We start from the raw sequence: 14,430 nt of genomic DNA, 5'->3' as shown, positions 1-14,430 counted from the left end.
TCATCAAACCTCCAATAAAAAGTGAGGTTTATAGTATAACAGGATTATTTGATAATGTCCCAACATGTTGGGACATTATCAATCTTGATACATTGAGACATTATCATATTTGAATCAGAGAAGTTAAATTTATTGATGAATAAAACTTGTATTTTTGTAACTTTTTATATACAATAGTAGTAAGAAGAGAGGTAATGTTATGGCACATAATGAATACTATACTTATACACAAGGACGTGTTAATGGAAAGATTTTGATGAATGTTCAAGTGTTTGATGAAATTACAAAGAGAACTGTCAATGAAATGAAAAATGTTTCTTTAGATACATCTAAGGGAATGCAGATTCCCGGTACAAAAAAAGTAGTAAACTGCTCAATAAAAGATAATGAAGTTTATATATGTATCCATGTTCGTATTAAATATGGTGTTAATATTTCATCAATAACAAAAGAAATTCAGGAGAAAATAGCAGTTGCTGTTAAACAAATGACTGATGTTGACGTACAACACATTAATATTGAAGTTGATAATATCGAGTTTGATTAAAGTAAGAAAATGATTTCTTACTTTTCTTTTGTTTATTTTTATATATAATTGTGGTAAAATGTAATATATTTGAAAATTGTGGAGGCAACTTAATTATATGGAAAAAACACATAGAAAAATAGCGAGAGAACAAGCTACGATTTGTATTTATCAAAATTTATTAGTAGGAACTTCTCTTGATGAAATGCGTACTTATATATCAGAAAATGAAAAGTTATCAACAAGCGAAGATTCGTTAAAATTTGCGTTGTGGTTAGTAGAAACAACATTACAGAATAAAGAATCTTATCAAAAATTATTAGAAAAACATTTAAAGAAAGGTTGGACTTTTGAACGTTTAAGCGTTATGGAAAGAGCCATCTTATTAATTGCGGCTTGTGAATTGTTGGAATCCGATCTTCCTAAAACAATTGTGATTAATGAAGCTGTTGTTAATGCTAAGAAGTTCTGTGATGATGAATCTTATAAATTCATTAATGGTATTTTAGGACATATTGCTTAATGGATGCAAAAAAATATATTAGTGTACATACATTAAATAAATATATAAAAGCAAGATTTGATCAGGATGCTTCTTTGCATAATGTCTATATTACTGGTGAAATTTCAAATTATAGACCACATCCTAGTGGTCATCTTTATTTCACTTTAAAAGATGATCATTCAAGAATTTCAGCAGTTATGTTTTCTTCGGCAGCAAAAAAACTTCAATTTCAATTGGAAAATGGAATGAAAGTGTATATACGAGCCCGTGTTTCGGTTTATGAAGTCACTGGTGAATATCAGTTATATGTACAATCAATTGAACAGGATGGCCTAGGAAAGTTATATCTAGCATTTGAAGATTTGAAAAAGAAATTAGCAAAAGAAGGCTTATTTGATGAAAAGTATAAAAAGCCTATACCTCGTTTTCCTAAATCTATCGCTATTTTAGCAGCTAAAAGTGGAGATGCTGTTCATGATTTTATTGAAATTGCACATTCACGTTTCCCTTTTGTAAGATTGATTTTTTTCCCAATTCCAGTCCAAGGGAAAAATGCATATTTAAAAATTATTGAAACTTTACAAAATGTAGATCGCATTGGTTTTGATTTGATTGTGATAACACGTGGTGGTGGTACAATTGAGAATTTGTGGAACTTTAACGAAGAAGCTTTAGCCCGTGTTATTTTTCAATGCCAGACGCCTATTATTAGTGCCGTTGGACATGAATTAGATTTTACAATATGCGATTTTGTCAGTGATTTGCGTTGTCCAACTCCAACAGCAGCAGCTGTAAGCGCTACGCCTGATCAGGAAGAATTAAAAAAACATTTGAATGGATTAACCCAACAATTGGTGCATGATATGAACCACTATCTTCAAAATTGTCAACAAACATTAAATAGATTAAAAAATTCTTATTTTTTAACAACACCAGAAGCTCTTTATTCACAAGAGATATTACGTCTAACACATTTACAAGATCAGTTCTCTTATCAGTTTAAGTTATTAAATATGAAAGTTGAACAACAGCTTTTACATCATCAAAAACAGTTAAAGCAAAAAATGGATCAAAATATACAAAAACAAAACTATAAAATCCAACAATTGATTATCCAACTTGATGCTTTAAGCCCTTTAAAAGTTATGCAGAGAGGTTATACTTTAATAAAGAAGGATGATCAATTTATAAAATCTCAAAATGATGTAAAAACAGACGATCTTATTGATATACAATTTTATGATGGTATGAGAAAAGCACAAATAAAGTAGGTGAGAAAATGGAAGCAATGACATACGAAGAAGCTATAAAGCGCTTAGAAGAAATTGTAAGCTTACTTGAAAATAATGAAATTGCATTAGAAGATAGCATAGCTTTATTTCAAGAAGGTATTAATCTTTCTAAATATTGTGATGAAAAACTAAAAAATATTCAAGAAAAAGTCGCACAAATATATGAAGATGGAAAGCTCAAAGAATTTAAGAATGGGGAATAATACAATGGATACAATGAAAGAAGAAATTAACCAACGTTTAGTGAAATTATGTGAACCATTGAAAGATGGAAGAGTCAAGGATGCAATGTTATATTCCTTATTGGCACCTGGTAAACGTTTGCGTCCAATTTTATTTTTAACAGTGCTAAGAGCTTATCAATTTGATTACCATCAATATTTAGATGTTGCATGTGCAATTGAGATGATTCATACTTATTCACTTATTCATGATGATTTACCTGGTATGGATAATGATGATTTAAGAAGAGGAAGAAAAACGTGTCATAAAGAATTTGATGAAGCTACAGCTATTTTGGCTGGAGATGCTTTATTAAATTTAGGAGTTAATATCATATTACAAACAACTTCACTTGATGATTCTTTAAAAGTTCAACTAACTAATCTTTTGTATCAGGCAAGTGGAATTAATGGGATGATTTATGGGCAACAACAAGATCTTTATTTTGAAAATCGAAAAGCTGATTTATCTCAATTAGAAGATATCCATAAACATAAAACAGGAGAGTTAATTTCAGTTAGCATGCAAATGGCTGCCTGTATCGCCAAAAAAAGTGATCTTGATGCATGGAAACAACTAGGTTTTGACTTAGGTTTAGCATTTCAAATTCAGGATGATATTTTAGATGTTACAGGGACGACTGAAGAGTTAGGAAAAAAGGTTGGAAGTGATTTAGAAAATCATAAATCTACTTATGTAAGCTTGATAGGAGTCGAAGCTTCACAGAAAAAAATCGAAGAATTATTCCAAAAATGTTATGAAAGAATTTATGCAATGCAAATTAATCATGGATTGATTTTAGAATTGTTTATAAAAATTTTGAAAAGGGTGAGTTAAATGAAACTTGAGCAAATCAAGAATCCTCAGTTTTTAAAACAATTAAATATTGAAGAACTAGAAGAACTGGCTGATCAAATCAGGTCGTTTATTATTCATCATGTATCTGAAACAGGCGGACATTTTTCTAGTAATTTGGGGGTTGTTGAATTAACAATTGCTTTACACTATATTTTTGATTCACCATTAGATAAAATCATTTTTGATGTTGGACATCAATCTTATGTTCATAAAATATTGACAGGACGTGCTGCACAATTTTCAACACTTAGACAATATAATGGTTTGAGTGGCTTTCAAAAGAAAAAAGAAAGTATTCATGATGTATGGGAAGCTGGTCATTCATCAACAGCATTATCAGCAGCTATTGGAATGGCTATTGCTAGAGATTTAAATCACGAACAAGGTGAAATGATATGTGTTGTAGGTGATGCTGCACTTATGAGTGGGGAATCATTTGAGGCGCTTAATTATATTGGATCTGTTGATTCTAAAGTGATTATTATTCTTAATGATAATAATATGTCTATTTCTAGAAATGTTGGTGGCTTAAGTAATTTCTTTTCTGATATTCGTATGTCTACGCAATATAAAAACGCTCGTAATAATTATATTTCTTTTTTGAGTAAATCAAATTTAGGAAAAAAAGTTTATAAAATAACAAAAAAAGTGAAAGATCAAATAAAAAACAATGTTATTAATGATAATATTTTTGGTGAATTTGGTTTAGATTATATAGGACCTATTAATGGTCATGATTTTCATGATCTTTTTAATGCTTTGAGTTTGGCATCTGAAATGGATCATAGTGTTGTTGTTCATGTCCATACTGTAAAAGGAAAAGGATACCCTCTTGCTGAAAATGATTACTATGGAGTTTATCATGGTGTTGCTCCATTTGATTATCGTGAAGGTATTCGTTCAAAAGAAAGTTCTATGATTAGCTGGAGTGAAGTTGTTGCAAGACATATTGAAAAATGGATGTATGAAGACCAGGACATTGTAACAATTACACCAGCAATGATATCAGGAAGCTGTCTGCGTCATATTTTTGATACTTTTCCTGATCGTGCTTTTGATGTAGGCATTGCTGAAGAACATGCTATGACTTTTGCTGCTGGACTTTCAAATGCTCAAAAGAAACCATTTATTACTATTTATTCTTCTTTTTTACAGCGTGCATATGATCAGATCAACCATGATATTGCAAGAATGCAATTACCATGTCTCATAGGCGTGGATCGTAGTGGACTTGTTGGTGCAGATGGTGAAACACATCATGGCGTTTTTGATATGAGTATTCTTTCATCTATTCCAAATCTTGTTATTATGACACCTAAAGATGCTATTGAAATGAAAATGATGATAAATACTGTTTTTCGTCACTTTCAACATCCATATATTCTCAGATTTCCAAAGGGGAATATTGAAGATAAAGATGTTTCTTTAGATAAGGAGATAAGTATAGGATCATGGGAAAAGATTATCTTTGATTCACAGAATGCTTTAACTATTATGACTTATGATGTAAAAGTTGATCGTGTTGCTCATTGGCTTATGACAGAACAATTACCAGTTAATTTAATTAATGCACGTTTTATTAAACCTATGGATGAAAATATTCTTGATGAACTGTCTCAAACACATCAACATATACTTGTTTATGAAACTGATTTGATGATTGGGTCGTTAGGTGCATCTATTGCTCATTATTATTCAAGAAAGAAAATGCCTATGACTATTGATTATATAGGAATTGATGACCATTACACACCTCAGGGAGATTTAGACACATTATTCAAAATAGAGCATATACATTTAGATGATTTAAAACAAAAAGTAAAGGAGATACTTGATGAAGAAGGAAAGAGTTGATATTCTTTGTGTAGAACAGGGATTATTTGATTCTCGCGAAAAGGCAAAGCGAGCTATAATGGCGGGAATCGTTCGTGATGATTATGACTATATTGATAAACCTGGTACTAAAATACCAGTTGATTCACATTTGTATATCAAAGGAGAAAAATTGCCTTATGTATCACGTGGCGGACTAAAGCTTGAAAAAGCTATTCAAATTTTTAATTTAGATTTAAATCATCTATTAATGCTTGATATTGGTTCTTCTACAGGAGGATTTACAGATTGTGCTTTACAACATGGTGCTAGAGAGGTTTATGCATTAGATGTTGGAACAAATCAGTTAGTCTGGAAATTAAGAAATGATCCTCGTGTTCACGTTTTAGAACAAACAAACTTTCGATATGCTACAATGGATTTATTTCAATATGGTCAACCGGATTTTGCGAGTATTGATGTTTCGTTTATTTCGTTAAAACATATCTTTCCTGCTTTATCTCAGATTTTAAAAAAGGATTCATATTGTGTAGCTTTAATTAAACCACAATTTGAAGCTGGCAGAGAAGATGTAGGAAAACATGGAATTGTTTCTCAACCTGAAATTCATCAAAGAGTCATTCAAGAAGTTATTACATATGCCCATGAACAAGGATTTTCTTTACAGGGACTGACTTACTCGCCAATTACTGGAGGAGAAGGGAATATTGAGTTTTTAGGATGCTTTATTCATCGTCAGAATGTAGATAAAGATATAGATATTTATAAAGTTGTCGAAGAAGCACACAGCCATTTTAAAGGGTAGGTGAAATACATGTTAAAAAGTTTATATGTTTCATCATTTGTTATTATTGATAAAATGAAAATTGATTTTCAAGAAGGAATGAGCGTTATTACTGGAGAAACAGGAGCTGGAAAATCTATTGTGATTGATGCTATTGGACAATTATGTGGTAACCGCTCTTCTGCTTCATTTGTCAAAAAAGGATGTTCAGAAGCTGTCATTGAAGGTGTTTTTGATGTGACTGTGACACCTCAACTAGAAGCTATATGTCAGCAATTACATATAGAAGCTGATGACGAATTTATTATTACAAAAAATATTCAAAGTAATGGTAAGAGTCAAGTTAAAATCAATTATCAATCATCTACTCATAATGCTTTAAAGTTATTAATGCCTTATTTGATTGATATTCATTCTCAATTTGAAACACAAAAACTTTTTGCTCAAAAAAATCATATCCTTTTATTGGACGAATATGCAAAAGATGAGCTACAAGATCTTTTCTTAGATTATCAAACTCAATTTCAACAATATAAAGATATACAACAACATTTGAATCAAACTATTCAAGAAGATATGTCAGATGAACAGCTTGATTTTTTAAAAAGTCAATTAAAAGAAATTGAAGAAGTCAGTTATACAGATGATGAAATAGATCGTTTTGAAGAAGAATTAAAAATATTACAAAATTATGAGAAAATGAATGCATGTATTCAAAATTTTGAACAACTTATGAATAATGGTCAAGGTGTTTTACCAAAATTAAAAGAGGCTACTTATGAAATTCAATCATTATCTTCTTATCAAGAGTTTGAGGAACCTGTAGAAAGTATACAAAATCTTTATTATAACTTATTAGATATTACAGAAAATATACTGGATACATATCGTTCTTTTCATTTTGATGAATATCGTTTTAATGAACTTCAAGATATTTTATTTAAAGTCAATAGATTAAAAAGAAAATATGGTTTTACAATGCAAAATATTCAGGAATATCATGATGAATTAATACAAAAAATTCAAACTATTGAAAATAGAGAAGAATATATTTTACAGCTTCAAAATAAGCTTCAGCAACAAGAAAAGAAAACAAAAGATATCGCAATGCAAATGCATCATATACGTAAAAAATATGCTAAAAAATTTGAAGCTGATATTCATCAAGAACTCCAAGACTTATATTTAGATAAAGCTATTTTTAAAGTTCAAATAAAAGAATCTCAAATGCTTCAGCCACTAGGATGTACTAATGTACAATTTATGGTTTCTATCAATCAGGGACAGGATTTAAGCCTTTTAAATGAAACAGCGAGTGGGGGAGAAATTTCACGTATAATGTTAGCAATTAAAACAACAATTTTAGAATATAACAGTATTGATACTATTATTTTTGATGAAATTGACACTGGTGTTAGTGGAAAAGTTGCGACGAAAATTGGAGAAAAAATGAAAAAAACAGCTTTAAAAAAACAGGTTATTTGTATTACTCATTTACCTCAAGTTGCAGCTTTGGCAGATTATCATTATTGTATTGAAAAAAAATCAACTGATGATGAAACTATCACTTCTATTCATCTTCTAGATTCTAACCAAAAAATTATAGAAATTGCAAAAATGTTATCTGGTGAAACTATGACTCAAGAAGCTATAGCAAATGCTAAAAAATTATTAGATGCATAAAATAAAGCATATATGCCAAAATAAAATGTAATCAATTTGATTACAAGGAGGTGTATATGCTTTGCTTTTTAAAAAGTTGAGTATATCACTCATCACTGTCGTTTCATTAGTATTCCCATCCTTTCAAGTCTTTGCAGCAGATGTTATTCTAGGTGGTCAATCAATAGGTATCGAGCTTGATTATGAAGGTGTTATGATTACTGGAACTTATGATATTTCTATTGACAATCGTCCTTATAATCCTGCAAGTGATGGCTATCAGTCTGGTGATTTAATTACGCAAGTGAATCAGCAGAATGTAGAATCTATTTCAGAGTTAATGGAATCTGTTAAAAACAGTGTAGAAAAGAATCAAAAAATTATGATAACCTTAAAACGTCAGAATAAGACCATAAAAAAAGAATTGAAATTTCAAAAAAAAGATGATCAATTTACGACTGGACTTTATGTTCAGGATGGTTTAACTGGCATAGGGACGATGACGTATTATAACCCTGAAACACATCACTTTGGAGCATTAGGACATATGATCTATGATACTTCATTATCAAGTGATACAACGATTAAAAATGGAACAGTTTATAATTCGTATGTTAAAAAAATAAACCCTTCTCAAAATGGAAATCCAGGAGAAAAAATTGCTGAAATCGGTTCTATTGAAATAGGAAGATTGTATGAAAATAATAATTATGGTATTTATGGCCAATATACAAATCTTTCTGATCAACTTCAAACAATTTCAACAGCTTCTATGGATGAGATTGAATTGGGAGAAGCTTATTTTTTAACTGTTCTCAATGGTCACGAAGTCAGTCGTTGTTCAATTCGCATCACTGATTTAAAGAAACAAAACGAACCTGATGTAAAGGGTATAACTTTCGAAATAACAGATGAAGAAGTTCTGTCATTAACAAATGGTATTGTTCAAGGAATGAGTGGTTCACCTATCATTCAAAACAATAAACTCATTGGATGTGTAACACATGTTGACATAAACAATGTTCATCAAGGTTATGGATTATATATTGATTGGATGCTTAAAAACGACAAATAGAAAGAGAATCCTGCTAGATTCTCTTTTTCTTATTTCAACACGATTAGACTTTTTAACAAACTTTATGTCGAAAAAAGCAGTGAAAATTTTGACGAATAGATATAAATTCATTTTTTCACATTTATTTTTTGTATAAAGACTAGGAATATGAATTTGACACATATATAATAAATTTGCTGATGAGAAGAAATCGAAAGGGAAAATTGGAAATTATGAAAACATTTATTGCTATCGAACAACCAGAGTTATTGGAAAATATAAAATATAATTTAGAAAAAACAAATAAAATGACTGTTGTTGGAACGGCACAAAATGGTATTGATTGTTTAAATTTCTTTAATCAAAGAACTTGTGATTTATTAATTATTGATCTGATGTTATCTGAAATTGATGGCCTTGGCGTTTTGAAAAAACTAAAAGAAATGAATAAACAATCTTTTCAAAAAGTTATCTGTATTACCCAATTTACAAATCAGACAATTTGCAATATGTTAGAAGAACTTGGTGTCACTTATTGCTTTAAATATCCTTTTGATATTCAACACTTTATTCAATCAACACTATATATTACTGCTTCTGAATTCCAAAAAACAGATTTAATGGATCAGGATGAATCTGAAAAATATAAAAAAGTGAAGATTGAAAATGAAATCACAGAAATTTTACATGAAGTTGGAATACCTGCTCATATTAAAGGTTATATGTACTTAAGAACAGCTATTTTAACAACATATTATAATATTGAAATTCTTGGTCAGGTTACAAAAGTTTTATATCCAGATATAGCAAGAATGTATAATACAACTTCATCTCGTGTAGAAAGAGCTATTAGACATGCTATTGAAGTCGCATGGAACAGGGGAAATACAGATGCTATTGATGATATATTTGGTTACACTGTTTCGGCAGTTAAAGCGAAACCAACAAATTCAGAATTTATTGCAATGATTGCTGATAAATTAAGATTAGCACATAAAACTGATCATGTAAAAAAAGAAAGTCTTTATAATTATAAAAACTATATGTTAAAATAGTTATGAAAGTTGAGGTGATTTCTTTGCAAATTATTTTTCATATTGATTTGAATGCATTTTTTGCAAGTGCTGAAATCTCTCAAAATCCTGATTTAGAAGGAAAACCTATTGTTGTCTGTCGTGAGTCACGTCGCAGCATTATTACAACTGCCTCTTACGAAGCAAGAAAATATGGAATTCATTCAGCAATGCCTTTATTTCAAGCAAAAGAACTATGTCCACAATTGATTACTGTTCCACCTCATTTTCAACTATATAAAACTCTATCTCAACAATTTTTTGAGCTTATCTCATCTTTTTCAAAAAAACTTGAAGTCGCAAGTATTGATGAGTGCTATGTTGATATGACAGAATATATTCAACATCAGCATATCCATCCATATCAAGCCGCTAAAGACATTCAAAATCATGTTTTTAAAACTTTAAAATTACAATGTTCTATTGGTGTTGCGCCTAATAAATTTCTTGCTAAAATGGCTAGTGATATGAAAAAACCAATGGGGATAACCATGATTACAAATCGTAATTTTAAAGAAAAACTTTGGCATTTACCTGTAGGGGATATGCATGGAATTGGGAAAAAGACTGTTCCAAAATTACAGCAAATGGGAATTTATACTATTGGTGATTTGGCAAAATATGAAAACTATGAAAAAATAAGAACTATTTTTCAAAAGAATACATTTATTGTTTATCAAAGAGCTAATGGCAAAGATTTCTCTAAAATCAATTATGAGAAGAATGAGTTAAAATCAGTTGGAAATTCAACGACTTTTGAAAATGATAGTCATGATGAAGAATTCATTAAATCTGTTTTTCATTCTTTATCACAGGAAGTTTCAAATCGTGCTAAAAAAAGAGATCTTGTATCTAATTCTATTTCTATTACACTTAAATATACACGAGAAAAATCAAAAACAAAACAAACTATTATTGATCAATATACAAATGATTTTGATATCATTTATGCGACAGCTTTATTATTGTTTGAAAGTATTTATAATGGTGAAAATTTACGTCTTGTTGGTGTCAGTTTAAATAATGTTGTTCATGTTCAAGATTTAAATATACAGTTATCTTTATTTGGTAAACAAGGGAATCATTTATCTCATCATTCTCAAACTGATCAGTTTATTCATCAATTTAATGAACACTTTCCTGATATGAAAGTTATGAAAGCATCCTCACTTATTGAAGATGATGAAATTCAAAAAAAGTATCTCAAAAATAATGAATAATTTAAAAGAACGCTCATATGCTTTACAGAGGTGATAACATGAGTGTTTTTTTACAGCGTTTTATTCAAAATAAAAAATATATACTTATTGCAATTGGGGTTACTGGATTAATAGGTTTTTTATTTGGATTTTATCAGTATACGCATACACAGGAACCTATACAAAAGTTTTTCCATTATTTATTTTATTTAAATATTGAAAGTTATACAAATCATTACCAATTATATATTATTCAAAGTGGATTATTGATTTTTATTTGTACATATTTAAGTACGAGTTATGTAGGACAATTAGGTTTGTTATTTATAACTTTTTTAAAAGGATTACAAATATCATTTTCTCTACAATATGTTTTATCTGTTGTTCAAATGAATGTAATTATGGTTATTTTAATGTTATGTGAAATTCTTTTTGAAATCATCATAGTTTCAATTATTGTTTATATTGGCCTATATATATCTAGTTATGTGACATTAGTTAATTTTTATATCGAACAGAATTTTAATATCAAAAGTATTTTAAATTATCGACTTAATTTTATTATTGCCTCATTGATTGTACTCACATGTTCATTAGCTTTTCGATTATATATTGTTCCTTTATTTTAGAAGTGACTTTAGTAGTTTTTTTTGATAAAAATTGTTATAATAGCAATGGTGATGTATTTTGAAATGTAAAGATGCTATGTTGGAATATCGAGAGTATATGATTGTTGAAAAAAATTATAGTCAGCATACTGTTCATGCATACCAAAGAGATATTAAACATTTTTTGGATTATGTTTTTAAGATATATGAAATTCAATATATCGAGGATGTAAACAAGGATCATGTATATTCATACTTAAAAACAATGCGTCAAAAATTAAGTGATGCGACTATTGATCGTCATATGATATCTTTAAGACAGTTTTATCAATTTCTCATTAAAGAAAAAATTGTTTCTCAAAATATAATGAGTTCTTTTGAAATGCCAAAGCGTAAAAAATATCTGCCACAGGTTTTAAGTGAAGAAGAAATGTTTCAATTATTAAATTCTATTGTTGTAAAAGATGCCAATTCATCACGAAATCGTTGTATGGTAGAAGTTTTATATGGATGTGGTTTGCGTGTGAGTGAAATGTGTTCATTAACTTTGCAAAGTGTGAATATTCAAAAAGGATTTGTTAGATGTGTTGGAAAAGGAAATAAAGAAAGAATTATTCCAATGAATAAAAGTTGTGGACTTCTGCTCAAAGAATATATTGAAAAGTACCGTGATGAACTTTGCAAAAAAGGAACAACACCTTATCTTTTTTTAACTCAAAATGGAAAAGTAATGACGAGAGATGATTTTTATCATATTCTTGAACATTTAGTGAAAAATAGTGGTTTAATGAAACACATAAGTCCTCATACTTTACGCCATACTTTTGCGACACATTTATTAGAACATGATGCTGATTTACGTTCAATTCAGGAAATGCTAGGGCATAGTGATATTTCAACAACAACTATCTATACACATGTATCACAAAATAAAGCAATTGAGGATTATCGTCAATTACATCCTAGAATGCAAGAAAGGAACAAGAAAAATGGAAAAATATAAACGTGTATTTTTAATAGTGTTAGATTCATTAGGTATAGGAGATGCACATGATGCTGCACAATTTGATGATGTTGGTGCAAATACTTTAGGTCATATCTGCGAAAAAGTAGGGGGGCTAGATGTTCCTTGTTTAGAAGGAATGGGTTTAGGAAATATTGGTCAATTTCAAGGTATTCATGCTTTAAAAAATCAATTAGCTTATACTGCGAGACTTGAAGAAGTTTCCAATGGTAAAGATACAATGACTGGACATTGGGAAATGATGGGATTACATATTACCAAACCTTTTAAAACATTCACTGAAACAGGATTTCCAAAAGAATTCATTGATCTATTTGAAGAAAAAACAGGTCGTAAATGTGTTGGAAATTATGCTGAAAGTGGCACAAAAATACTTGATGACTGGGGTGAACATCAGATAAAAACTGGTGATTGGATTGTTTATACATCAGCAGATTCAGTATTTCAAATTGCTGCTAATGAAGAAATTATACCTCTTGAAGAATTATATAAAGCGTGTGAAATTGCTAGAGAAATTGCAATGGATGACAGATGGAAAGTCGGACGCATCATTGCCAGACCATTTGTTGGTAAAAAGAAAGGTGAATTCGTAAGAACAGCTAATCGTCATGATTTAGCGTTAAAACCATTTGGTAAAACTGTTTTAGATAGTCTTAAAGAAAATCAAATTGAAGTCATTGGAATTGGTAAAATACCAGATATATTTGTTGATCAAGGTATTACACGTAAAGTTAAAACTGTTTCTAATCATGATGGTATGGAAAAAACAATAGAAATTGCGAAAGAAGATTTTCGTGGATTAGCTTTCTTAAATTTAGTAGATTTTGATGCTGTTTATGGACATCGAAGAAATCCTGAAGGATATGGACAAGCCATTGTTGAATTTGATCATCAGTTAGAAGAATTATTATATTGTTTAAATAGTGATGATTTGTTAATGATTACTGCTGATCATGGAAATGATCCAACATACAAAGGAACAGATCATACACGCGAAAATGTTCCACTTATCATTTATAGCAAGTCTTTACAAATGCCTAAACATTTAGGACTGTTAAAAAGCTATGCAGTCATTGGAGCAACCATTGCAGATAATTTTGATGTTGAAAATCCTGGTATAGGATCATCTATATTAAATCAAATCATCTAGGAGAAATCTATTATGAATTCACAGGACACTAGACATGGCATTATGATAACTTTAGGAGGTACTCTTATTGGTGCTTTGTTATATATTTTTGCTTTGTCTTTAGATAATCATTTTGTCATTATAACAAATTATATCATCGCAATGATATTGTATACTTGTTCTTTTTTAGCTGCATTTCAACAGTATAAAAAAATGTCTTCTCATCTCATGATATATATTCTTATATTGATTATCATAGTTTTGGCTATAAGTACATATTCTTTTGTTTCAATATTCTTATAAAATTCACATAATATATATTATACGAAGTTTTATATACTTTTAAAAAGTCTTATTACTGATTTATAAGACTTTTTATTATGTTTAAATATGACTCCCCTGCATCCCTGCATATTTATGAGCAAATTCCCATTTATCTTTATTTATATTGACATAGATATTCTATATCTAAATAATACATTGATTTTTTGGATTTTTCTTCATAAAATTTTTACAAAATCAATCATAATAAATGGAATTATTGAATATTTCGGTGCAACAGAGCCATGCTGATCACTGTTGAGAGCCACCCTGTCCGTTTTTCGGAGCCACCTATTTCGCTATGAGAGCCACTTGATAATAAAATTAAATAATCGAAAAC

General features: G+C 29.5%; 15 protein-coding genes. All 15 read left to right on the top strand.

Annotated elements, in window-relative coordinates; genetic code table 11:
* Positions 1-199: 199 nt before the first annotated feature.
* The 15 genes from B5G32_RS11890 (at position 200) to B5G32_RS11820 (ending at position 14,072) form a co-directional block, all read left to right on the top strand.
* Positions 200-547 (top strand): Asp23/Gls24 family envelope stress response protein, encoded by a 348-nt coding sequence (locus tag B5G32_RS11890; RefSeq protein ID WP_087244034.1) that lies wholly within the window; start codon positions 200-202, stop codon positions 545-547.
* A 97-nt stretch (positions 548-644) separates the two neighbouring features.
* A complete protein-coding gene (nusB, locus tag B5G32_RS11885; RefSeq protein WP_087304188.1) occupies positions 645-1,049 on the top strand; it encodes a transcription antitermination factor NusB in 405 nt (134 codons plus the stop codon).
* Positions 1,049-2,302 carry an exodeoxyribonuclease VII large subunit gene (xseA, locus tag B5G32_RS11880; protein ID WP_087936763.1) on the top strand — a complete coding sequence of 418 codons (1,254 nt, stop codon included), beginning with the start codon at positions 1,049-1,051 and terminating at the stop codon, positions 2,300-2,302. Before nusB ends, xseA begins: the two co-directional genes overlap by 1 nt.
* Before the next feature lie 8 nt (positions 2,303-2,310).
* Positions 2,311-2,526, top strand: a complete 216-nt coding sequence (gene xseB / locus B5G32_RS11875; RefSeq protein WP_087936762.1) for an exodeoxyribonuclease VII small subunit — start codon at positions 2,311-2,313, stop codon at positions 2,524-2,526.
* A 4-nt stretch (positions 2,527-2,530) separates the two neighbouring features.
* Positions 2,531-3,382 carry a polyprenyl synthetase family protein gene (locus B5G32_RS11870; protein ID WP_087296583.1) on the top strand — a complete coding sequence of 284 codons (852 nt, stop codon included), beginning with the start codon at positions 2,531-2,533 and terminating at the stop codon, positions 3,380-3,382.
* Positions 3,383-5,257: a 1-deoxy-D-xylulose-5-phosphate synthase gene (gene dxs / locus B5G32_RS11865; protein WP_087244029.1), complete on the top strand. Its 1,875-nt coding sequence runs from the start codon at positions 3,383-3,385 to the stop codon at positions 5,255-5,257.
* Complete coding sequence (locus B5G32_RS11860; protein ID WP_087244028.1) at positions 5,238-6,041, top strand: TlyA family RNA methyltransferase; 804 nt, start codon at positions 5,238-5,240, stop codon at positions 6,039-6,041. The genes dxs and B5G32_RS11860 overlap by 20 nt, the downstream gene beginning before the upstream one ends.
* A 9-nt stretch (positions 6,042-6,050) precedes the next feature.
* Entirely contained in the window at positions 6,051-7,703 is a 1,653-nt protein-coding gene (recN, locus tag B5G32_RS11855) for a DNA repair protein RecN (protein WP_087936761.1), read from the top strand.
* A gap of 61 nt (positions 7,704-7,764) precedes the next feature.
* On the top strand, positions 7,765-8,757 hold the full coding sequence (locus B5G32_RS11850) for a SpoIVB peptidase S55 domain-containing protein (RefSeq protein WP_087936760.1): 993 nt from the start codon (positions 7,765-7,767) through the stop codon (positions 8,755-8,757).
* A gap of 212 nt (positions 8,758-8,969) precedes the next feature.
* Positions 8,970-9,791, top strand: a complete 822-nt coding sequence (gene spo0A / locus B5G32_RS11845) for a sporulation transcription factor Spo0A (RefSeq protein WP_087936764.1) — start codon at positions 8,970-8,972, stop codon at positions 9,789-9,791.
* A gap of 14 nt (positions 9,792-9,805) precedes the next feature.
* Positions 9,806-11,029, top strand: a complete 1,224-nt coding sequence (gene dinB, locus B5G32_RS11840) for a DNA polymerase IV (protein WP_224762522.1) — start codon at positions 9,806-9,808, stop codon at positions 11,027-11,029.
* A gap of 38 nt (positions 11,030-11,067) precedes the next feature.
* The gene (locus B5G32_RS11835) at positions 11,068-11,637 is read left to right on the top strand and encodes a hypothetical protein (RefSeq protein ID WP_087296579.1); all 570 of its coding nucleotides are present in this window, start codon (positions 11,068-11,070) and stop codon (positions 11,635-11,637) included.
* Between the two features lie 58 nt (positions 11,638-11,695).
* Positions 11,696-12,619: a tyrosine recombinase gene (locus tag B5G32_RS11830; RefSeq protein ID WP_087304180.1), complete on the top strand. Its 924-nt coding sequence runs from the start codon at positions 11,696-11,698 to the stop codon at positions 12,617-12,619.
* Positions 12,606-13,790 (top strand): phosphopentomutase, encoded by a 1,185-nt coding sequence (locus B5G32_RS11825; protein WP_087244022.1) that lies wholly within the window; start codon positions 12,606-12,608, stop codon positions 13,788-13,790. The genes B5G32_RS11830 and B5G32_RS11825 overlap by 14 nt, the downstream gene beginning before the upstream one ends.
* Positions 13,791-13,802: 12 nt before the next feature.
* Entirely contained in the window at positions 13,803-14,072 is a 270-nt protein-coding gene (locus B5G32_RS11820; protein WP_087936759.1) for a hypothetical protein, read from the top strand.
* The last annotated feature ends 358 nt before the right edge of the window (positions 14,073-14,430 follow it).

This window comes from Massilimicrobiota sp. An80 (assembly GCF_002159255.1).
In the GTDB taxonomy this organism is placed as follows: domain Bacteria; phylum Bacillota_I; class Bacilli_A; order Erysipelotrichales; family Coprobacillaceae; genus Allocoprobacillus; species Allocoprobacillus merdigallinarum.
The sequence above is the reverse complement of the archived record's forward strand: the minus strand, read 5'-3'. Positions and strand labels throughout refer to the sequence as shown.

Coding starts and splice junctions, on each gene's coding strand:
- spo0A (WP_087936764.1), top strand. CDS start 8,970: ATGAAAACATTTATTGCTATCGAACAACCAGAGTTATTGGAAAATATA.
- B5G32_RS11870 (WP_087296583.1), top strand. CDS start 2,531: ATGGATACAATGAAAGAAGAAATTAACCAACGTTTAGTGAAATTATGT.
- B5G32_RS11825 (WP_087244022.1), top strand. CDS start 12,606: ATGGAAAAATATAAACGTGTATTTTTAATAGTGTTAGATTCATTAGGT.
- B5G32_RS11860 (WP_087244028.1), top strand. CDS start 5,238: ATGAAGAAGGAAAGAGTTGATATTCTTTGTGTAGAACAGGGATTATTT.
- xseB (WP_087936762.1), top strand. CDS start 2,311: ATGGAAGCAATGACATACGAAGAAGCTATAAAGCGCTTAGAAGAAATT.
- B5G32_RS11890 (WP_087244034.1), top strand. CDS start 200: ATGGCACATAATGAATACTATACTTATACACAAGGACGTGTTAATGGA.
- xseA (WP_087936763.1), top strand. CDS start 1,049: ATGGATGCAAAAAAATATATTAGTGTACATACATTAAATAAATATATA.
- recN (WP_087936761.1), top strand. CDS start 6,051: ATGTTAAAAAGTTTATATGTTTCATCATTTGTTATTATTGATAAAATG.
- B5G32_RS11820 (WP_087936759.1), top strand. CDS start 13,803: ATGAATTCACAGGACACTAGACATGGCATTATGATAACTTTAGGAGGT.
- nusB (WP_087304188.1), top strand. CDS start 645: ATGGAAAAAACACATAGAAAAATAGCGAGAGAACAAGCTACGATTTGT.
- B5G32_RS11835 (WP_087296579.1), top strand. CDS start 11,068: ATGAGTGTTTTTTTACAGCGTTTTATTCAAAATAAAAAATATATACTT.
- dxs (WP_087244029.1), top strand. CDS start 3,383: ATGAAACTTGAGCAAATCAAGAATCCTCAGTTTTTAAAACAATTAAAT.